At 48.0% G+C, this 20,785-nt stretch carries 21 protein-coding genes; 4 read left to right on the top strand and 17 right to left on the bottom strand.

Annotated elements, in window-relative coordinates:
- Positions 1-2: 2 nt before the first annotated feature.
- The 5 genes from HG547_RS16345 to HG547_RS16365 form a co-directional block, all read right to left on the bottom strand.
- On the bottom strand, positions 3-638 hold the full coding sequence (locus tag HG547_RS16345; RefSeq protein ID WP_169548417.1) for a tail fiber protein: 636 nt from the start codon (positions 636-638) through the stop codon (positions 3-5).
- Between the two features lie 233 nt (positions 639-871).
- On the bottom strand, positions 872-1,360 hold the full coding sequence (locus HG547_RS16350) for an N-acetyltransferase (protein WP_169548418.1): 489 nt from the start codon (positions 1,358-1,360) through the stop codon (positions 872-874).
- Positions 1,347-2,513, bottom strand: a complete 1,167-nt coding sequence (locus HG547_RS16355) for a hypothetical protein (protein WP_169548419.1) — start codon at positions 2,511-2,513, stop codon at positions 1,347-1,349. The genes HG547_RS16350 and HG547_RS16355 overlap by 14 nt, the downstream gene beginning before the upstream one ends.
- The gene (locus tag HG547_RS16360) at positions 2,513-4,522 is read right to left on the bottom strand and encodes a phytanoyl-CoA dioxygenase family protein (protein ID WP_169548420.1); all 2,010 of its coding nucleotides are present in this window, start codon (positions 4,520-4,522) and stop codon (positions 2,513-2,515) included. Before HG547_RS16360 ends, HG547_RS16355 begins: the two co-directional genes overlap by 1 nt.
- A complete protein-coding gene (locus HG547_RS16365; protein ID WP_169548421.1) occupies positions 4,500-5,099 on the bottom strand; it encodes an aspartyl/asparaginyl beta-hydroxylase domain-containing protein in 600 nt (199 codons plus the stop codon). The genes HG547_RS16360 and HG547_RS16365 overlap by 23 nt, the downstream gene beginning before the upstream one ends.
- Before the next feature lie 120 nt (positions 5,100-5,219).
- On the opposite strand from HG547_RS16365, the gene yrfG reads away from it, so the two are divergent.
- Positions 5,220-5,882 (top strand): GMP/IMP nucleotidase, encoded by a 663-nt coding sequence (yrfG, locus tag HG547_RS16370; RefSeq protein WP_037427521.1) that lies wholly within the window; start codon positions 5,220-5,222, stop codon positions 5,880-5,882.
- Between the two features lie 70 nt (positions 5,883-5,952).
- Here yrfG and HG547_RS16375 read toward each other — a convergent pair whose 3' ends face one another.
- From HG547_RS16375 to gspC, 12 genes are all read right to left on the bottom strand, one after another.
- On the bottom strand, positions 5,953-6,714 hold the full coding sequence (locus tag HG547_RS16375) for a type II secretion system protein N (protein ID WP_169548422.1): 762 nt from the start codon (positions 6,712-6,714) through the stop codon (positions 5,953-5,955).
- Positions 6,715-6,728: 14 nt separating this feature from the next.
- Positions 6,729-7,205, bottom strand: coding sequence for a type II secretion system protein M (locus HG547_RS16380; protein ID WP_037416438.1), 477 nt, complete (start codon positions 7,203-7,205; stop codon positions 6,729-6,731).
- Position 7,206: 1 nt separating this feature from the next.
- Entirely contained in the window at positions 7,207-8,394 is a 1,188-nt protein-coding gene (gspL, locus tag HG547_RS16385) for a type II secretion system protein GspL (protein ID WP_169548423.1), read from the bottom strand.
- Positions 8,395-8,442: 48 nt separating this feature from the next.
- Positions 8,443-9,441, bottom strand: coding sequence for a type II secretion system minor pseudopilin GspK (gene gspK, locus HG547_RS16390; RefSeq protein WP_037416434.1), 999 nt, complete (start codon positions 9,439-9,441; stop codon positions 8,443-8,445).
- Complete coding sequence (gspJ, locus tag HG547_RS16395) at positions 9,438-10,205, bottom strand: type II secretion system minor pseudopilin GspJ (RefSeq protein WP_037416432.1); 768 nt, start codon at positions 10,203-10,205, stop codon at positions 9,438-9,440. Before gspJ ends, gspK begins: the two co-directional genes overlap by 4 nt.
- Positions 10,186-10,554 carry a type II secretion system minor pseudopilin GspI gene (gspI, locus tag HG547_RS16400; protein WP_037416429.1) on the bottom strand — a complete coding sequence of 123 codons (369 nt, stop codon included), beginning with the start codon at positions 10,552-10,554 and terminating at the stop codon, positions 10,186-10,188. Before gspI ends, gspJ begins: the two co-directional genes overlap by 20 nt.
- Entirely contained in the window at positions 10,541-11,113 is a 573-nt protein-coding gene (gene gspH / locus HG547_RS16405) for a type II secretion system minor pseudopilin GspH (protein WP_169548489.1), read from the bottom strand. The genes gspI and gspH overlap by 14 nt, the downstream gene beginning before the upstream one ends.
- 1 nt (position 11,114) lies before the next feature.
- Positions 11,115-11,549 carry a type II secretion system major pseudopilin GspG gene (gene gspG, locus HG547_RS16410; RefSeq protein ID WP_011715426.1) on the bottom strand — a complete coding sequence of 145 codons (435 nt, stop codon included), beginning with the start codon at positions 11,547-11,549 and terminating at the stop codon, positions 11,115-11,117.
- Between the two features lie 74 nt (positions 11,550-11,623).
- Positions 11,624-12,847 carry a type II secretion system inner membrane protein GspF gene (gene gspF, locus HG547_RS16415; RefSeq protein ID WP_037427529.1) on the bottom strand — a complete coding sequence of 408 codons (1,224 nt, stop codon included), beginning with the start codon at positions 12,845-12,847 and terminating at the stop codon, positions 11,624-11,626.
- 3 nt (positions 12,848-12,850) lie between these two features.
- Positions 12,851-14,416, bottom strand: coding sequence for a type II secretion system ATPase GspE (gene gspE / locus HG547_RS16420; RefSeq protein WP_099457139.1), 1,566 nt, complete (start codon positions 14,414-14,416; stop codon positions 12,851-12,853).
- A complete protein-coding gene (gene gspD / locus HG547_RS16425; protein WP_037416417.1) occupies positions 14,413-16,527 on the bottom strand; it encodes a type II secretion system secretin GspD in 2,115 nt (704 codons plus the stop codon). Before gspD ends, gspE begins: the two co-directional genes overlap by 4 nt.
- 24 nt (positions 16,528-16,551) lie before the next feature.
- A complete protein-coding gene (gspC, locus tag HG547_RS16430; protein ID WP_037427535.1) occupies positions 16,552-17,478 on the bottom strand; it encodes a type II secretion system protein GspC in 927 nt (308 codons plus the stop codon).
- 251 nt (positions 17,479-17,729) lie between these two features.
- Here gspC and hslR point away from each other — a divergent pair, with 251 nt between their 5' ends.
- The 3 genes from hslR to HG547_RS16445 all read left to right on the top strand — a co-directional run bounded on the left by hslR (position 17,730) and on the right by HG547_RS16445 (position 20,766).
- Complete coding sequence (hslR, locus tag HG547_RS16435) at positions 17,730-18,128, top strand: ribosome-associated heat shock protein Hsp15 (protein ID WP_037416410.1); 399 nt, start codon at positions 17,730-17,732, stop codon at positions 18,126-18,128.
- A 36-nt stretch (positions 18,129-18,164) separates the two neighbouring features.
- Complete coding sequence (gene hslO / locus HG547_RS16440) at positions 18,165-19,025, top strand: Hsp33 family molecular chaperone HslO (RefSeq protein ID WP_169548424.1); 861 nt, start codon at positions 18,165-18,167, stop codon at positions 19,023-19,025.
- Between the two features lie 199 nt (positions 19,026-19,224).
- Complete coding sequence (locus HG547_RS16445) at positions 19,225-20,766, top strand: phosphoenolpyruvate carboxykinase (RefSeq protein ID WP_037416403.1); 1,542 nt, start codon at positions 19,225-19,227, stop codon at positions 20,764-20,766.
- Positions 20,767-20,785: the final 19 nt, after the last annotated feature.

The raw sequence follows: 20,785 nt of genomic DNA on the forward strand, positions 1-20,785 counted from the left end.
AATTAATTACGCGATGGATATATGCCTTCAAGCGCGATAATAAAATTCATACCCAAGTAAGGATTGCGAATACCTACGGGCTGTCCTCCACCAACAGGATTGACGGTTACGGTGCCAGCAGGTGTAACACTACCATGCACTCCACCGAGGCTGCTCTTGGTAGAATCTGGCGCCGTACTGGTAAACAATCCATTAAATGCAACACTGGCAGGCCCCGCCTTAGCTGTCGTAGCAGAAAGGTAGGTAGTCGCGCCTGCTGCCGGAGGAACCATTGCAGTGGCCGTGGTGGTAGCAACATCAACCGTTGCTGTTACGCTACTTGCATTACCAATGAAAGTAGCTGTTGGTGCATGAATGGGTAGCTGATTGGTAGTGAGGTTAACGTTTTCAACACCGGCAACTTGTCCCAAAACAACATTACTTAACCCTGCACCAGTTCCGGTACCCACAGGAGTACGACTTTGCAAGTTAGGCAACCCAAAGGTTGTGGTGCCATTGCCACCATAGGTTGTACCCAGAAGAGAGAAAAGCGCGCTATTGGTGGAAATGGCCAATAACTGTCCATTGCAAAGCGCCCAGCCACGCGGAGCGAAAGTACCAGCGAACATGCGGATTTCTCCAATAAATGGATCTGACATTGTATTTCTCCTTAAATAACGATTTTGTCTATGTAACGTCTTGCAATGACTTAATTACTCACGACAATTAATCGACAGCGAGTTCCTTTTGCTGATGACAACATCATTCACATCACACAATCGAAGGTCTATTGTGAAACAGAATGAAAACAATTTAGCTACAACTAAACATATCTGAAAAATCGGCAAACACAATTACGCAGAAATAATTTTGTATAAATTATCAGCAAGGCTTAAGGCCACAGCATTGACTCATAGGTTTCGGAACGGCTTTGAAACTGAAATCCATGCCGTAAATAAAGTGATTTAGCTTGAGTATTTTCACTCTCTACTGATAAATGAACAGGCAACTGACGTTGCCTCGCCTCAAGCTTGACCGCCTCTAATACCGCAGAGCCTAAACCGCGACCTCGCATACTTGGCGCAATAATAAAATCAACAAGATGAACCCTATGCTCATTGGTATCGAGCATCAGTTTGCCGACCGCTTGTTGCTGATAAAACAAAATGTAGATGATGGCATGTGGATATTGCTCCCGATAGGAGACTTGTTGCAGCCGATATTGTTGCTCCAACATGTTCTGTACGACATCAAGGGGTAAACCAAGCTCATAGAAGAAGGTTTTAGTTGAATAAAAAAGTTCTGCCATAAATAGGTTATCGCTTGCATTGGCAGGCTTAATACTCAAGCCAGTGAATGGATTTAACTCAGCTAGCATCATGGTTTTTATCTCGAACTAAAGGTTGCAACAGTTGCTCATAAGCATTCAATAACAGCTGCCATGAGAGAGTTTGTGATTCATTTAATGGGGTAGATTGCGCGGGTACCATGGGTACAAACAATTGCCCTTGTCGCTTTACATCAAAGCGCCAGTGGCCTTGCCAATGCTCAATATCTGCTGCGGCTAACGGCCATTCTAAAATGGCCGAAAGTGCGCTGGGTTTAAGCGCATTTAATTGTTGATAATCCATTAAGATGCAACGACTTGATTGATAAAGTGCAGCAGTTTGCTGGGCAAAACCATGTAACACGCCCATTCGAAATGTATCTACACTAGGCTCACCATGTGTGTTTTCACTAAGCGGCAATGCATGGAGAAATACAGCCTTCACCCGCCCCGCCATATGCATCCCAGCCTCTCGTTGATGCGAAGCCAAAATATCTCTGGGATGGCGCATAAGACATAGCACTCGACTATTAGGGTAGAGTTCTAGCAACATGGGCCAACAAGCTAAATCCCACGCATTCCACTTGATCACTAGCTCACGCTCATCAGGCCTCAAGCGCCCTTGTAGCCTTAAACATAAATCCACCAGCAGTGGTGTTAAGGTCGAAGGCCAAGCATCATGGTGCATCACATCGCTGCAGAGCATAGATTCGGATAACACTCGGCAAGTTTTGAGTAGCGAAAAACTGCTTGAAACGAGTGTTGACCCACAACGAGACCAATGGAAAATCATCAAGTTAGGATTGATAGCGGGCAAACTTTCGCGTTGGGATAATAAGGGTTCGAGCAAGGTTTGAGGCTGGATAAAACTGGCCAGTAAGCCACGACGAGCATCGCTGATATCGTCCTCCAAAAAAGGTTTTGATAACCGCTTAAAAACCGGAACCCAACTGATTGTTTTAGTTTGAGCATGATAACGAGAAGGAAACCACACTTGGCTGAAGCGTACTAAATCTGGAATGAAGCTTTGTTGCTGTAAGGCAATAAATGCCAGCATCTGTTCTAAATTTAGCTCGGACCAATTGAGGAAGTCTGCCATCAGAGCAATAAAATGCTCAACATCCTGCGCTTGATGCAGTAAAAACAATGATTCAGGCTGATGCAGCAATTGCCAATAGTGTTGCTGCTGTTCATTAAAATCAATCATTAGCTGGCCATTGGATAGAAGTTAATATACTGCACCATGCGGGGTAACACGCCTCGATTGGGCGTCGGTCCATGGGGCAAGGCATGGTGCCAAATAATTAAATCCCCTGCGTTTGCGGCAATGGGTTTAATAGGCCACTCTTCCCAACGCTGTTGCTGCAACTCAATATCAGTCTTGTTTTGTTCCTGTAGCCAAGCTTCTATTTTGAGGTGAAAACCGGGAACACAGGAAAATGCCCCTTGCTCGGCAGGGGTATCCGTAAGATAAATCAATCCTTGAGTCCCAAATGGCACAGGTAGTTGCAGTGGCATATCCCAATGCATATTTGGGCCAGGAAACTGCCAAGTGGGCGTTTCAGGGGGATTAAAACTCACTCTATCAGTCGTCATCACTAAATCGGTTCGCTGCCATAATTGTTCAAAGGCTTGACGGATTAGAGGTGCTTGCCGATTGGCATCGAGGATAGGATGACGAAATAACTGCAGCATGATTTTCTGCATCAACTCATGGGACTGATACCAAGTTGATGGATCATTTTCATTCGCGCCAAGCTGTTGCCAAATCACGACTCGACTGGCCGCGCATTGGGCTTTTGACAACACTTGCGGGATGACTAAATAACCTTCCCGTTGCCAAAAGGCGAGTTGGGCATCGGTAAGCACTTGGGGTAAAGCGTTACCATAAGCTAACTCAGTATTGCCGCTTTCTGGCTCAGCTTGGGATAAGGCACGCAATCGCTGATTAATACCGATAATATCCGCGGTGGTCAGTTTAGTTTGTCTTTGAACGAAGGCGATAAAATCAGTTTTTTTATCACATTGATAGAGCGCCTTCATCCCAGGCTCTAATCCAATACCGCACAGATCCAGCAGCGCTTTATCTAGGCTCCATTCTCCCTCTGCCACCTCATTGGTTTGTCCACGCTTTTGCAACTCAATTTTTTGCCATAGTCGCTGCAAGTGATAAATGCCCAAACAACTCAAATCCTCACTGCCAACAAGCGCCAATTTCTGCTGCTGATATTGGAAGATAAAATCGGGATATGCTCCCAGCTCGTAACGGAAGTCCACTCTGCTAAGAGGTTTAAGCCACAGGGATTTTTTATATTGGGAGAGGGTTAATTGTGATTGGTTTTCAAGTAATTGATATTCGCCATAAACCCTGATTTTTGTCGTCAGTTTTAGGCTTATGGGTTGGGGTTCATAATCGGGTAACAATAAGCTCCCCACTAGCCCACTTCTGTCACCTTGAGCGAGCAAGCGGGCATGAGCTAAATCGAGACAGAATAAAGGACCCAAATAAATTGGCAGCCGATCTTTTAGCTCGAGCCATGCATCCAACTCAATCGACTCAGGGATCAAACATCCATCCTCTGCTAAAAAATGCTGTAGATGGCTAAAAATCTGTACCAGCGGTTCCTGTTGCAGTAGGTGTTTCATGGTTTCAGAAATTATCAGATCAAAGGTTTGTGTTGATGCTGGCCGCCAAAGCGTAGCGTCAGCACAAATAAGCGCATCGACACGATCCGCTACATCGAAATATGCCAGCAGCTTTTCAACACTCTCCAATGACGCTCGATGAATGTCGAGTAAGGTTACTCGCACTTGCTTCACCGTAAACAGCGGTAATAAGGCTAAGATTAACCAAGCAAAAGGCCCGGTTCCGGCATAGAGTATGTGCACAGGATGGTTCGAGTTAGCTTTAAGTTTGTCCTGTATCGCTTGATAAATTCCCTGAATAAACACTCTGCTACGTTCGGGATCTTCTGCACATTGCGCCGCAGTTGTTGGTGATAGTGCCTTGCCAAAAGGAGTCATACTGGCCTCTGTATCGAGAAACAACGCCGGGTGCAGCTCCAACCCAGTCAATTGGCATAACTGCGCCAGCATTGGATCGATAAGCCGCTTTGCCTCCCCCGCTGAATGGGATTGCAACAGCGCCTGAGCAAACAGCTTTAATCTTAGAAACGCCTCGCGCTGCCCTGCATTAGGCTTTGATCTTGGCATCATGGATAAGCTCCTTTAACCACGAGTTGACTTCACAATCGATCACCAAATTAATTCTGGCATCCACGCCTTTATTCGCGACCCAATGGGTTTGGTCAGCATTGATATACCAAAGCTCTCCGGCCCGCATAGGTACACGTTTCTCATCCACATAAAAATAAAGCTGATCATGGGTTTGTAGGGGCAAATGTAATCTAGCCTCACCCTGTTCAAGTGATAATCCTTGATCCCTATGGGGCTTGATTTCAGCACCAGCGTGTAAACGCATTAAGCGTACCGATTTAACTGGGCAAGCAAAGGATTGAATAAACTGCAGCAACGCGGGGCTCGATTCCAGTGAAGGCAAATTATCCCAATCTGTCGCGGCACTAATGGAAAAGGCTTGTAAAATGGGGTGTGCGACTCGATATTCCTCGGCGCAGCGTAGAGCCAACACATCCCAACCGCCCTGAGAGCCCGCGTGATAATCACGCTGGTTAATGTGTGGCAACCACTCATGCTGCAACAAAGTCGCGAGTTCTTGCTGTAAACTAGTGATATTCGGAGCTTGGGTGAGTAAGGCGAATGAGCAGATATCCATATCCAAGTGTCTCATTTTTAGACAAAAACGAATTAATCAAGCCTAGCACAAAGTGTCATGCTGGCAAGATAGGCTACTGTAAACCTCACGCTGAGCTGAGTTAACCACACAGGACATCCCATGTTTGACTGGAAGAAGATTGATACTGTACTGCTCGATATGGATGGCACCCTGCTCGATTTGCACTTTGATAACCATTTTTGGTTGAGTCTGGTGCCACAGGAGCTGAGCAAGCAGCGGGGATTAAGCCAGAGCCAGGCACAACAACTGGTGGAAGAAGCCTACGGCAGAGTCGCAGGCACGTTAGATTGGTATTGCCTCGATTATTGGCAGTCCGAGCTGCAGCTCGACATTATGGGGCTTCACCGCGACTTAGTTGACCGTATTCAACTGCGCCAAGACAGTATGCCTTTTCTCGATGCCCTCGCCGCCGCGGGCAAAAAACGCATCTTAGTCACCAATGCCCACCCTAAGAGTCTTGCTCTTAAGCTGGAGCATACTGAACTGGGGAGTGGTTTAGATGCGATGATCTCAAGCCATGAAACGGGTTATCCCAAGGAACACCCACAATTTTGGCAAACGCTATTCGAAAAATTCGCCCTAGTGCCTGAGCGCTGCCTGTTTATCGATGATAGTGAACCCATTTTAAATGCAGCGCGCTTAGCGGGCGTGGGGCATCAGCTCGGGATCAGCAATCCCGATAGCCAGAAACCTGCCAAAACCTTCAATGATTTTCCGGCCATTAGCGACTATCGTTTATTGCTTAACGATCTCGCGAGTTAACCCCTCGAAATAGAAAAGGCACCCAAGGTGCCTTTATCAAATCATGCATTAGGTTACATTACTGGCTAGATTAAAGCCCAGGAATACGCCCCTGATAAACAATAGGGAAGTAACCGTCATCTCCACGCTTGCCGAGGATATTAAGAGATTTACGCATATCTTCCGGCTGTTCGTTGGTCTCTTTGATCTTAGCGGCAACCTTGACCATATTCCCCTCGTCTAACTGTAAGGTACCGATAATTCCCAACTGGTTTTTGCTTTCGTCGGTAGCGAGCTGAGCTTTCCCCTCAACACAGCTAAGGCCCAACTCGATATTACCCAGTGGATAATCGCCAAATTGGTTTTTCACATTGGTTTGGTTTAAGAATAATTTACCCGATAATTGTTCGCACCAAGGTTTACCTTGTTCTAGGGTTTCAACCAGCAGGCTGACTTCACCATTAATTTCGGTTCTAAAGGGCAGCTTAATATTACCAATTAAGAAGCTATCGGGCGCTTCAAAGCGTAATCCCTGCGCACTAATGCCAGCCATTGACCAAGTGATTAACCCTTTAGCACTTACGGGTGTTGCTCGGCTACCTACTTGAAAATCCAGCTTCACTTTGCCTAAAAACAAAGACCAAGGGCTGAGTTCCCAACGCACTTGCTCCAATTGGCGCTGCTGAATATTCAAAGTTTCAATGCTACCCGCCCAAATACTGCCACTCACTCCAGAAATTCCCACATTCGCTGGGAGTGGTGCGAGGCGCACGGCCACACTGGCAGGAAACAACGCCACTAAAAACACGATATAAATTAGTACACCAATAATAATCTTTTTTATCAGACTCACAGCTACACCTTAACCTATTGCGCTAGTTGGATCCGTCTTACTTTGACATAGCCAGGCGCGTCAGCCTCCGCCAAATCAACACTCTCAAGGGATAAGCCCTTTTGCTGCACTAAATCATTCAAATAACTGAGTAACGCGTCGAATGGCACATCATCCATCCACACTTGGATTTTATCGCCCTGGGGCTGCATGCGAGTGATCACTAAGCCATAACTGCCCGCTGTTTGGTTGACGACTGAACTTAAACTGCCGCTCATCGTCGGCTTAGCGCCGCTTTGTTTTAAGCCAGCGATTTTATTCGCCGTCTGCTTTACATAGGTCAAGGTTTGCTGCTGCGCCGTTAAGTTGCGCAGTGCATTGGCCTCAGCATTGGCGATTGGTGTCCAAATCCCCCAGTAAAATAGACCGATCACTAAAAATACGGCGCCAAAACCTACGATCTGCTGCTCGCGCGACGCAAGCCCTTGCCACCAAGTCCGCAAATTATCCATCTTATTTGCTCCTCAAGGTTAAGGTGCTGGTGACCTGATCTTCACCGCTATTCATCGTGCCACCATCCATTTGGAAACGACGGCCGACAATCTCTTTAAACTTCTCAATTTGCGCGTAATTTTTAGCAGTGACTTGCATGCGGATTTCATTACGGGCACTTTCAAATCGTAAGCTATTGGGTTTTAGCTCAGGTACTTGTTTAAAGGCGTCTTGTAACCCCGCCAGCATAGCAAAAAACTCTGCACCACTGCCTTGGCCTTGGAGTGCGCGCAGTTGGCTCTCCATCTGCGAGCGTAAATTCACGATGCGTGAATTTCCTGGTATCACTTGTTGATAAATGGCTTCACTTTGCGCCTTCAAATCGGCGATTTGGCCATTTACCTGATGAATGGTTAAGCCTTTATTTACCAGAGACAACACAATAGCAATGGCTAGTACAATTGCCGCATTTTTCCATTGCAACAGATGCTTACTGTATTCGCGCTTAGGCGTATAGACACCCGTCAGTAAGTTAATCGGCGCATGTAAAATGCCGCGCGCCAGCACCAACATAGGTAAGTCGAGTGGCTGTGGCTTAAGCTCGACACCGTCCAACTCCATCTCGGTGTAACTGGCGACCGACACCACGTCTGTCTGAGCCGTCAGTTGCTTCATTGCCACTGGCAACCAAGATAAAGGCAGGCTATGGCCCGTTCCTAATCCTGTACGCAACAATAACTCGTTACCGAAACGCATGGCCGCCCATTGGCATTCCTGCAATGGCAAGGCCAAGCAATCAGGCACAATACGCTTCACTTTTAAGCCCGCTTCGGCCAAACAGCTGAGCCAAGTTTGCATTTGCTCATGGGCAACGGCCACCACGCTGAGGGCATCGCCATTGCGTGGACCAACGGTAAAGTGCATCGCATCCACATCCTCGGCGATGGATTCTTCCAACATAAAAGGCAGGGCCTTTAAGGCTTGGCGTTGGCCTTTTTCGGGCAGATTCACGCTGGTGAGCGTCATGGCGGAAGCTGGCACCAACACATCAATGGGGCGATTGCCCGCGCGCTCAGTTAAGGTTGATAAACCTTGGGCGTTGGCCAGTTCGCCTGAGGCGATAATTTCTTGTTCTTGTTCGGACCAAACCAGCCAAGAGCATGCCTGCTCTGCGGTTCTGCCTAAGCGAATAAATAGCCGTTCACTCACAGTTTTTCTCCACCAGCTTCAACCTTAAGGGATTGAGCTTGTTTGCTATTATTTTTGTCCACCAAACTGACGGGTGAGCACATCCATTTTGTTACCGCTGCCCTTTTTGAGCACACTCTCCATCCTAAAAATGGCGTTGTCGACCTTTGCGCCCGAGGCAAGGAGGAAATATTGACTGTCGATCACAAAAGTCGACTTCATCGCATCTTCCCATTTAATCGACCCCATTGAGGAGGATTCGTAAAAATCATCAATCTTGGCAAAACCATCGCCAGGGCGCTGGTTAATAATGCTTTCCGCCTCACCGACGGAAATCTGATTATCGAGCATGGCCGCCAGCAGCGCTGCTTGTTCGACATCAATGGTATTCACATTCAACAATTGCCTGTCATTCCCCGGGATGACACAAATATAGGGCAATAATTTCAAATAAATATCCTGTGTGTATCCCATCACTGCCCGCAGCTCACTCCGATGATTCATCAGAGTGTTGGCGGCACGGTATGGCACATGGCGAGCTTCATACTCGGCATCTTCAGCGCCATAGGGGCTGGTGATCGTGTCTTCGTCGATATAATCCTTTAGGGTTTGAGTGAGATGATCAGCGGTAAAATCATCCATACCTAAACTCACTAATAACGCCTTGTATTGCTTAGCCGCCAAGGGCAATTTAGGTTGACCGTTTTCCACATCTTTTGTGGTGACAGACAAGGCATTTAAGTTAAAACACGAACGCATATCGGTGATCTTGCCTGCAATCTCGCCATATTCTGCCGGAAACACCACATCGCTCATGGCCCAATATTGTTGCTTATGGACACGCCCCTCTGAATCGTCTAAGTCCTGCTTGAGGATCTTCTTCGCCAGCTCTTCGGCGGAAATAGCATACCAATAGGCCTGATCGTACTGAGCTAAGTTTAAGGTGCGGCGCATCGACAACTGATTACGACTGGTAATATTGGTGGCAATAATCACCACCATGGCCACGATCAGTAATACGACGATCAGCGCGACACCACGCTGTTTAGTAGGAGTTCGCCTTATCATGCGCCATCCTCATTTTCTGGCTCACCGGTGCCGGGATCTTCTTCCCCGTTACCGGAACCATCGCCGTTATTATCTTTGTCACCGTTGTCTTCTTTATTGTCTTCGGTGTTTTCGTCTTTATTGTCTTCATCACTAGACTTTTCTGGCGCCGCCGCGCCCAGAGGCAGCATAAACTTACGCTGAATCTTACCTAGACCTTCAATCTCAATTTCGATTGCAATGGCTTTGGGTAACTTAGTCGCCTCAACCTTGCGCTCCCACTTATCCTCCATAAAGAAGGAATACTCGACCGAGAGCACCTTATCGATAATCACCGTCTTGATTGGCTCGGCGCCAAATTCCGGCTCAGGGTAAGGAAAATACCAGCGTTCTAATTTTCCTTCTCGTACGACATAGGCGACTGACTGCAAACTGCCACGGGGCAATAAGCCATCTGGATTGAGCCAGCCCAAGCGGTAAAAGACTAAAGCCTCGGACTCCGAATCTAAAAGGTCATTCCCCGTCTGAAATACCGTTGTTCCGCGGCCACCTTCGAGGAGTCTAGGTGTGCGGGCAACCATCTGTCCCAAGTCGCGCTCAATCGCCCCAAAGCCCTGTTGCAACGCTTTTAAACGGGTTGAGAAATTCTTTGTCACTTCATCATTGGTCAGAACTGTGCTGAGTACCGCATTGGCCGCTAAGCCCAACATGGCAAAAATCGCAATCGCGATCAGCATTTCCAGCAGGGTAAACCCCCGATGAGCATTAGTTTGTTTTAAGGACATAACTGCTCACTTGTGCTGCAATACGCTGATAACGCTCATCTTCACTGACACTAATACGGATCATGCGAAAATTATCATCGGTGGTTTTCACCACTTCTTTTCGCCAGTACCAATCCTTACCCGCCAGTTCTACTTGGCCCTCTTTTTTACCGATTTCCGGAAATTGAGGCTCGAGTCTGGCATCGACCATTTGATTGTCGGCTACCCACTGAGCAAGGGTGCGCGACTCCAAAATCGGCATATTCGCCATTTGCTCACCCAAGCTTTTGGTGATTGAAACGGCGGCAATCGCAAACACCGCCAAGGCGACGATCACTTCGAGTAACGTCATGCCCTTAGCGTATTTCATCGGGGCGCCCTAGGGTTAAACGGCCAAGGGCATCGCCCACCACCAATACGTCGAGGGGGCCTTTATCTGTCTTGGTAATAAAACTCAACTCAAAGGCGCTCATTTCGCCGCTGGGTAATAGCAAAATCTGTGGTTCAGGGTGCTTTTTCTTATCTTCCGCAGAGGGCTCGATTAAAGGTTCTTTAAACCAAGAGTCTTCCTGTTCATCCTCTTGTGCGAGCGGTAAACCATCGAGCACCAAATTAATCACCACACCAGGTTCCATTTGTTTTTCAGACAGAATTCTGTCCTTTTCCAATGGATTCCATTTACCATCTTTATAAAAAACAAACTGATAACTGGTTTTTTCCACCACAATACCGATAAATTGGCCGCTTAATACGGTTTCATCCAGCACTAACTCTGTAGCGGCGATAAATTGCTGCGCGGTTTTTTCCAGTGCCTGTTGTGGCCCAGAATTGCCAATAGACATGGTCACCGCCGCGGCGGTGAGTCCCATTAACAAAATCACCAGCATCACCTCCATCAAGGTGAAGCCGGCGTGGCGCAGCGTTAACATCTTATTGGAAGTTCTGTAAGTTCCAGTTACCGATATCATCTTCGGTACCTGGTTGACCGTCTGGGCCTGCACTAAAGATATCTAACTTGCTGTTTTCGCCAGGGCTTAACAGTAAGTAGTTATTACGCCATGGGTCCTGTGGTAAACGCTTTACATAACCTTCTTCGCGGTAGTTACGAGGCTCAGGTGAAATCGTTGGTTTTTGCACTAAGGCTTCTAAACCTTGCTCAGTCGTTGGATAAACACCGTTATCTAACTTGTACATATCTAAAGCGTTTTCGAGCGCGACTATGTCAGATACCGCTTTTTGTTGGTCAGCTTTATCTTTGTTGCCCATCAGATTTGGCACCACCATAGACGCCAAAATACCGAGGATAACGATCACCACCATCACTTCAAGTAAGGTAAAACCCTTGTGCTTTTTATTCATTTGCATCGATTACATCTCCTAAAAAACCTGTGCCATTCTCAGCACTATGACTGAAAGGCAATATTCCATAATGTCAAAAACTAGCCACTAATCAAATTGTTCAGCGCCAATATCGGTTGCAGAATGGCCATCACGATAAAGAGTACAACCCCCGCCATACTCACCACTAACATGGGTTCGAATACGCCGAGGGCGAGCGTCACATTACTCTCAAACTCGCGATCTTGGTTATCCGCAGCACGCTCAAGCATGTCTTCGAGCTGACCACTCTTCTCCCCTGAGGCGATCATATATAACATCATCGCAGGGAATAGCTTAGTGTTAGTCAACGCGGTACTGAGGCTAGTACCTTCCCGTACGCGCGCCGTTGCATCATCCACCGCCGCCCGTACCCGCATATTTTGCAATACCTCGCTGGCAATGCGCATCCCGTCCAACAAAGGCACCGAACTGGCGGATAAAATACTCAAGGTACGCGCAAAACGCGCAGTATTGAGTCCTTTACTTACTCGGCCAATCACCGGCATTTTCAGCAAAAATGTATGGTATTTCATCTTGAAAATCGGTGACTTGAGTAGACGCTGGAACACTACCAACAGAATACCAATCGCTAAAACAACAAACAGACCATAGTGTTGGACAAAATCCGAGGCAGCAATTAAGAAACGGGTCGTCGCCGGTAACTCGGCGCCCATATGCTCAAACTGGCCAACGACCTTTGGTACCACAGCCGCAAGTAACACTGAGACCACCCCAATGGCGACAATCGTCAGCATGATGGGATAAATCATCGCCTGTTGCAGTTTAGATTTAAGCTGCTGGCGACGTTCGGTGTAATCGGCTAAGCGATTTAGCACCACTTCCAAGTGGCCGGATTTTTCCCCCGAGGCCACCATAGCGCGGTATAAGTCATCGAAAATATGCGGAAATTCAGCCAAGGAATCGGCCAGACTATAACCCTCAACGACCCGGGAGCGCACCGCCATGATCATACTGGCAAGCCGCGCCTTCTCACATTGCTGGCCTACCGCCTTAAGACATTCCTCGATCGGTAAGCCCGCCGCCACCAGTGTCGCGATTTGACGGGTGATCAGCGCTAATTCCGCCACTGAAATCCCGCGCTTAAAGGGCGAAAATCCCGCACCTTTCGCCTTGGCTTCTTTTTCGCTGACCGGCAGAATATCCAGCGGCATCAAGCGCTGGTCGCGCAATTGGCTACGTGCGTGTCTGGCGGTATCCGCTTCGATCACGCCCTTAAGCTGCTTCCCCTTGGCGTCCAGCGCCTTATATTCAAATGCAGGCATAGCTTACTCCTCGCGGGTCACCCTTAGGACTTCTTCCAGAGTGGTGATACCTGAGAGCACCTTGCTCATGCCATCGTGGCGAATGCTTGGTACCGACTGGCGGATATATTTCTCAATCGCCAGTTCGCCACGTCCACCGTGAATAAGCTCGCGCACATTATCGTCGACCAGCAACAGTTCGTGAATGCCCGTACGACCACGGTAGCCACTGTTACCACAGGCCTTACAGCCATTGGCACGATAAATATGGCGATGATCATCGGCAGTAATACCCAGCAGCTCACGTTCACGCTCATCGGGCACATGCTCTGTCTTACATTTTGGACAGAGGGTACGGATCAAGCGCTGAGCCAATACCCCGAGCAAACTTGATGAGACTAAGAAAGGCTCAACACCCATATCCTGCAAACGGGTAATCGCGCCCGAAGCGGTGTTGGTGTGGAGAGTCGAAATCACTAAGTGACCCGTCAAGGATGCCTGCACCGCAATTTGGGCGGTTTCAAGGTCACGGATTTCCCCAATCATCACTACATCGGGGTCTTGACGCAGAATCGCCCGTAGACCACGGGCAAAGGTCATGTCCGCCTTAGTGTTAACTTGAGTTTGGCCTATGCCTTCTAATTCGTATTCGATGGGGTCTTCAACGGTTAAGATATTGGTATCTTTAGAGTTAATCTCAGTAAGTCCAGCATACAGCGTGGTACTCTTACCCGAACCCGTAGGACCCGTTACCAAGATAATGCCGTGGGGACGACGAATAAGCTCATCGAACTTGGCTCGGATGCTGTCCGTCATACCCAGCTGTTTTAAATCCAGATTACCGGCATTCTTATCCAGCAAACGCAGCACCACACGCTCACCGTGGCTCGATGGCATGGTCGATACCCGCACGTCCACCGCGCGGCCTGCAATCCGCAGCGAAATACGGCCATCTTGTGGTACACGTTTCTCGGCGATATCGAGGCGCGCCATCACCTTAATCCGCGACACCAATAAAGATGACAGTTTACGGTTTGGCTTGAGCACTTCTTTGAGCACGCCGTCGATACGGAAACGCACGACCAATTGCTTCTCGTAGGTTTCGATATGGATATCCGAGGCTTCTTCTTTAATCGCTTCTGATAACAGGGCGTTAATGAGCTTAATGATCGGCGCATCATCATCGCCTTCGAGCAAATCTTCGGTTTGTGGCAACTCTTCTGCAAGAGTAAATAAATCCATTTCATTGCCAATGTCTTCCATCAGCTGCTGCGCTTCGGAGGAATTGGCTTGATAGGCCTGAGTCAGTTTGACCTCAAACTTACTCGGCTCGAGCTGTACCAAAGGTAAATCCACGCCCGAGTAGCGACGCGCTTCAAGCATCGCTGCTAACGGGGTTTTAGCGGTATAAAACAGGTTCAAGGCGCCATCATCGCCATAGGCTAAAATCACCTCATGGCGGTGGGCAAAGGCAAAGGGTAAACGCTCTTTGCTGCTGGAGCGAAATACCTCATCACCTTCGGCTTCAATACCTAGTTCATTGGAAACTAAGCTTAAATCCTCGACTTGGGATACTTGTATTTCACTCATTGTGTTTTATCTTTGTTTTTGTTTTCATCCAGCGACTTGAGAGTCGGGTCAGTTTTACGCATCTGAGTCTCTAGCCCTTTGCCTTCTTTATAACGATCTAAAATATCGTTCACTTCTGGCGGCACATACTCAGACTGGTTCCACTCATCTAATACCGGCACTTTAGTCTCAGGCATTAGATTGACACCACGCTCTTGCTGTTCAAGCTGCAATGCTCTGAAATAGTTGTATTTACGACCAGCGATACCTTCCATCGTCACACCATCACGGATAATGGTGGGTTTGATAAAGATCATCAGGTTCTTCTTGGTCTTCTTACTGGAAGAAGATTTGAATAGATGGCCAAGTACTGGAATATCGCCGAGGAATGGCACTTTCTGCACGCTTTCTTGGACTTCTTCGTTAATCAAACCACCGAGTACCACGATTTGGCCTGAATCAGCCATAACAGTAGTGGTTAAACGGCGAGTCGCGAAGGAAATATCCACACCCGTGTTACCGTTTACGCCGGAGACTTCTTGCTCAATCGCAAGCTTAACCGCGTTACCTTCGTTGATCTGAGGCACCACTTTTAACTTCACCCCAACCTCTTTACGTTCAACGGTTTGGAATGGGTTGCTGTTGTTTGAGCTGGCGGTAGAACCAGTCAGAATAGGCACTTCATCACCGACGATGAAAGAGGCTTCTTGGTTATCTAAGGTAGTAATAGAAGGTGTTGCCAGTACGTTTGAGTTGGTATCGGCCGACACAGCTTGTACTAGGGCGCCAAAGTCGCCCATGGCTACACCCCATGCCATACCATTCACTTTACCTAAGGCCTGCGCCAACAAGGTCACATCACCCTTAGTTTTTGGGTTCTGGCCAATCACCTCGCCCGTGCTTGGGTTAGTGATATAGGTTCCTTCTTTATCCTGCGCCTGCCATACACCCGCGCCAATCTCACCTATGGTTGGGCCTAAGTTATTGAACTGAGTGCCACCACCCGCTTTCGCGGCCCATTGCACCCCAAAGCCGACGTTATCGCCTTCGGCAACTTCCACGATAATGGCTTCGACTAATACTTGGGCGCGGCGAATATCGAGTTGGTTGATCACGCTTTCAATAGTGCGCATTTGATCTGGCTCAGCGCTGATCACTAATGCGTTAGTATCAGTGTGGGCCATAATATTGATTTCATTACGACGTTTGCCACCACCCGCTGCCTGAGCGCTAGGATCTTTTTCACCTTCCAACTTTTGGGCAAAACCAGTTAGCACTTCAACTAAGTCTTCGGCCTTGGCATACCGTAAATAACGTACTTTCGTATTGCCCGTGCTGGCTTGCTCGGCATCGAGACGGTGGATCAGCTCCACCACCCGTTGACGACTCTTTTCATCACCACTGACCACAACAGCGTTAATCCGCTCGTCGGCAACAACCTTAGGCGCTTGTCCGGGAAGCTGCGCTTGGTTAGCTGTCGCGCGGTACAGGGTATCGATAATTCGCACCATTTCGCCAGCAGAAGCATATTCAAGTGGCACGACTTGAACAGAGGTATCACCCTGTTTATCTACACGGCGAATGATTTCAACTAACTTATTAACCACCGCAGCGCGGCCAGAGAGCATCAGCACGTTTGATGGATCGTAGTTCACTACGTTACCACCACCAGCGTTATCGTTTAACTGACGTAATAATGGTGCTAATTGCTTGGCTTCGGTGTTATACAACGCCACGATGCGGGTAACCATTTCATCGCCTAGGCCAGGATCGTTGTCATTAGCAACACGAATCGCCGCGGTTTTCGCATCTTTGTCTTTGATCACTTTGATAACGTTATTTTCCATCTCGACGATGGCATAACCGTATACTTGCAGCACGTTGAGGAAGAACTGGTAATACTGCTCATCATTGAGCAGATCATAGCTGCGAACGTTGATCTTGCCGCGAATCGTCGGGTCAACAATGATGGTTTTGTTCAAGTTTTTACCAACAATATTGATAAACTCTTGAATATCAGTGCCTTTAAAGTTGGCCGCATATTGTTCAGACCAAACAAATTGCGAGGTCAGCATAGTGGCGCCCGCCACAACTCCAGCAATCAGTTTGCGTCGAATCCGTTTGTTATTCATTATTTTACTTTCCCCTAACGCGTGTTATTGCGGCAAACTAAACATGATTTCAACCAACTGTCCTTCCCGTTCAACCATAACAGAAACTTCAGTTAATTCAGACAATTGGCTCATCATTTCTAACGCCTGACTCATTACGGTCAGGTCGTATCCATTAATCGATTTAGCAAGGTCATTGGGTTTAAAGCCTGCTTGCTTAAATAGGTTCACATCTTTACCAGGATTGAGGCGATAACCAACAACGTTTTCTCCCTGTCTCACGGGCGAAATCGCAATATAGTCAGTAATTTTACTGGGATCGGCTAAGAGTTCACTGCGAGATTCGGCCAGTTCTTGAGAGATTTCAGCATTCTTGCGCTGATCCACTCGACTAACGACTTCAGCTTTTCCGCTCTTGGCCTTTTGTAATTGTTGATTCGCTGGGCTTTGACTGGTGTAAACCAAACCATCAAGCATCAAGGTTTCATAGCGACCCGCATTGGTAATGATAATCCGGTCTGCATAGACTTCTTTTAACGAAGCGGATGTACCCTTAATTTTATCACCCAAGCTGTAGGTTTCTTGGCTACCACTGGATTCAATAATCGCCAGACCTTTTTGGTCAGCGGTGGATGCCACCACCCCCGTCAGCTGAATAGAAAGGGAAGTCTTTGGCGCATCGGTTACGGTTTCGACCACTTCGACTTTAGGTTTATCCGCCTTGGCGTCGGCTTTGCCGAAAAGTGCGAGTTGCTGTAATCCTGCCAGATCAATTTGCCCAGCCCCTTTACCCGCCGTGGTCACCGCAGTGGGAGACCATGCTGTAGGAGAAGAGGTGGTAGGCACGAGTTTCCATGTAATTTGCGCGGCTAAGAGTAAACTCAGAATAAAACCAAGCCAGAAAACAACCTGACTCAACGGCTTATGCGGAATACCTGCAGCTTTTGCGATAACGTTATCTAATAAATCCATATTTATGTGGACCCTCAATACAGGTCTCTGTTCTGATTATAAAAATTATCATGTTCGCCACATGCTAACCTAGGCCGCATTTGGCAACAACCCCATAACAGTATTGCAATTGGCGAAAATTGGCCATTTATGCTAACTTTGCCCGCCTAAAAAGGGTGTGAAGCGCACCACTCTTTAACATAATAGCAATGCGACTTAGGCATTTTATTACTCAGCATGTGAACTCATCGATCTTTTATCTTGGAGACACTATGACACAAAGTTCAGGCGACAGTGGCAGCGTTCGACTCGATAAATGGTTATGGGCCGCACGTTTTTATAAAACTCGAGCCATAGCCAAAGAAATGATCAACGGCGGCAAAGTACATTACAACGGTGCGCGCACCAAATCTAGTAAGAATGCTGAGATAGGTGCCGTCCTTAAGATACGACAAGGTTATGACGATAAAGAGATCGTCATAAAAAAATTATCAGAATCACGCCAAAGTGCATCAATTGCACAGGAATTGTACGAAGAAACCGCCGCCAGCATCGCTAAACGCGCGTTAAATGCCGAAGCAAGACGATTGAATATTCTTAATAATCCTGCACCAGACCATAAACCGGATAAAAAGCAACGACGCCAACTTATCCGATTTAAAGAATGCTAAGAATTACGTAAAAGTTACCTAATAGTGAGATACAAAATGACCCAAGATATTTTACACCGCTACCTGTTCGATAATGCCGATGTGCGTGGTGAACTGGTGCAATTGCAAGACAGCTACCAGCAGGTAATAGGTTCACATGCCTATCCTCCTGTGCTGCAAACCCTGCTCGGCGAGTTGCTGGCGGCGACCTCTTTATTAACCGCCACCCTAAAATTTAGCGGTGATATTAGCGTGCAGTTGCAAGGGAATGGCCCAGTATCGCTGGCGGTGATCAATGGCAATAACCTGCAGCAATTACGCGGTATCGCCCGCTGGGATGGCGAGTTAGCAGACGATGCCAGCCTAGCCGATCTGTTTGGCCAAGGTTATATGGTTATCACCCTCACACCGGACGAAGGCGAACGCTATCAAGGCGTGGTCGCCCTTGATAAACCCACCTTAGCCGCCTGTGTCGAAGACTACTTTAACCAGTCAGAGCAATTACCCACAGCTATGTGGCTATTTGCCGACGGTAAACAAGCTGCTGGCATGTTCCTGCAAATATTACCAAGCCAAGAAGACCACAATGCCGACTTCGAGCATTTATGTCAGCTGACAGCGACCATCAAGGCGGAAGAGTTATCCACCCTAGAAGCGCAGGACGTATTACACCGCTTGTATCATCAAGAAGAAGTGCGTCTGTTCGATCCTATCGAAGTCAGCTTTAAATGCACTTGCTCACGCGAGCGCAGTGCGGCGGCGATTAAAACCATCGATCAAGCCGAAGTCGAAGCCATTCTGGCGGAAGACGGTAAGGTCGAAATGGGTTGTGAATACTGCAATGCGAAATACGTGTTCGATGCTATTGATGTTGCAGCAATCTATGCCAATGGCACCACTTCAAATACCCAGCAGTAAGTTTTTACTTACTGTCAAAAGGGCACCTTGGGTGCCCTTTTTTGTACCACCTCAATGATCCAGCTCACACTTTAGCTACGGATAGGATACAATCGGCACACTTTGTCCCCTAGCACGCCTCGGGCGATAAATAAAAGCAAAATCGGCAGACGATCGATAAAAAATAACCTTACAAATACAAGTCAATGGAGACCTCACTATGGCGGATGGATTAAACCGCGTTCATTACAACCCCTCAACAGCACAACTGGTCGAATTTGCCCTGCTCCGCGGCGAAGGTGAATTAACCGCCAATGGTGCGCTGGTTGCCAAAACTGGTACACGCACAGGTCGCTCTCCTGGCGATCGTTTTATTGTTAAAGAACCAAGTTCAGCGGCTGATATCGAATGGGGACCCGTCAACCAAGCATTTGAACCCGGTGCTTTTGAAGGATTATGGGCGCGTGTAGAAGCATTCCTCGCCGATAAAGAGTTGTTTGTATCTGACCTCGAAGTCGGTGCAGACCCAGAACATTACCAGCCAGTGCGCGTGACGACTCAATACGCTTGGCACCAACTGTTCGCCCGCAACCTTTTTATCATCCCAGAAGAATTTAACCGTCAAGACAAGCCTGTATGGCAAATCATCAACGCGCCAGACTTCGTCTGTGTTCCTGAGCGTGATGGCACCAATTCAGATGCGGCGGTGATCTTAAACTTTGCCGAGCGCAAAGTGTTGCTAGCGGGCCTGAAATACGCTGGCGAAATGAAGAAGTCGATGTTCTCTGTACAAAACTTCCTGCTGCCAGCCCAAGGCGTATTGCCAATGCACTGCTCGGCAAACGTAGGTAAAGACGGCGACACCACCCTATTCTTCGGTCTGTCGGGTACAGGTAAAACCACCCTGTCTGCGGATCCAAAACGCTTCCTGATCGGTGACGATGAGCACGGCTGGGCACCGGGCGGCGTATTCAATATCGAAGGCGGCTGCTACGCCAAATGTATCGACCTGAGCCAAAAGAACGAGCCTGTGATTTGGGATGCGATTCGTTTCGGTACTGTGCTGGAAAACGTGGTAATGGACGAGCACCGCGTACCTAACTACAAAGACAGCAGCCTGACGGAAAACACCCGTGCGGCTTACCCGCTCGAGCATATCGCCCAGCGTAAAGAAGACAACCGTGGCGCCGAGCCTCACGCAGTGGTGTTTTTAACCTGCGACGTGTCTGGCGTGTTGCCACCGGTTTCTATCCTGAGCAAAGAGCAAGCGGCTTACCACTTCCTCTCTGGTTACACCGCAAAAGTCGGTTCGACTGAAATCGGTTCAACCTCTGCGATTCAGTCAACCTTCTCAACTTGCTTCGGCGCACCGTTTTTCCCACGTCCTGCGGGCGTGTACGCAGAACTGTTGATGAAGCGCATTGAGTCCTTCGGTAGCCAAGTGTACTTAGTTAACACTGGCTGGACTGGCGGCCCGCACGGTATTGGTAAACGTTTTGACATCCCAACAACGCGCGCGATTGTCGATGCGATTGTCAGCGGTGAGTTGAAAAACGTAGAAACCGTTCATTTAGATACCTTAAACCTCGCGGTGCCTGTAGCGGTTAGCGGTGTCGACAGCAATCTACTCAACCCAGTGAACACGTGGAGCGATAAAGCACTGTACGCCGAATACGCCCAAAAACTGGCCGAAGCCTTCACTAAGAACTTCGCGAAGTATCAAGTGTCAGACGCCATCCGTAACGCGGGCCCAAAGGCATAAGCGTAGCGAATTCATTTAG

The sequence above is a fragment of the Shewanella sp. DNRA4 genome (assembly GCF_012843185.1).
GTDB classification, from domain to species: domain Bacteria; phylum Pseudomonadota; class Gammaproteobacteria; order Enterobacterales; family Shewanellaceae; genus Shewanella; species Shewanella xiamenensis.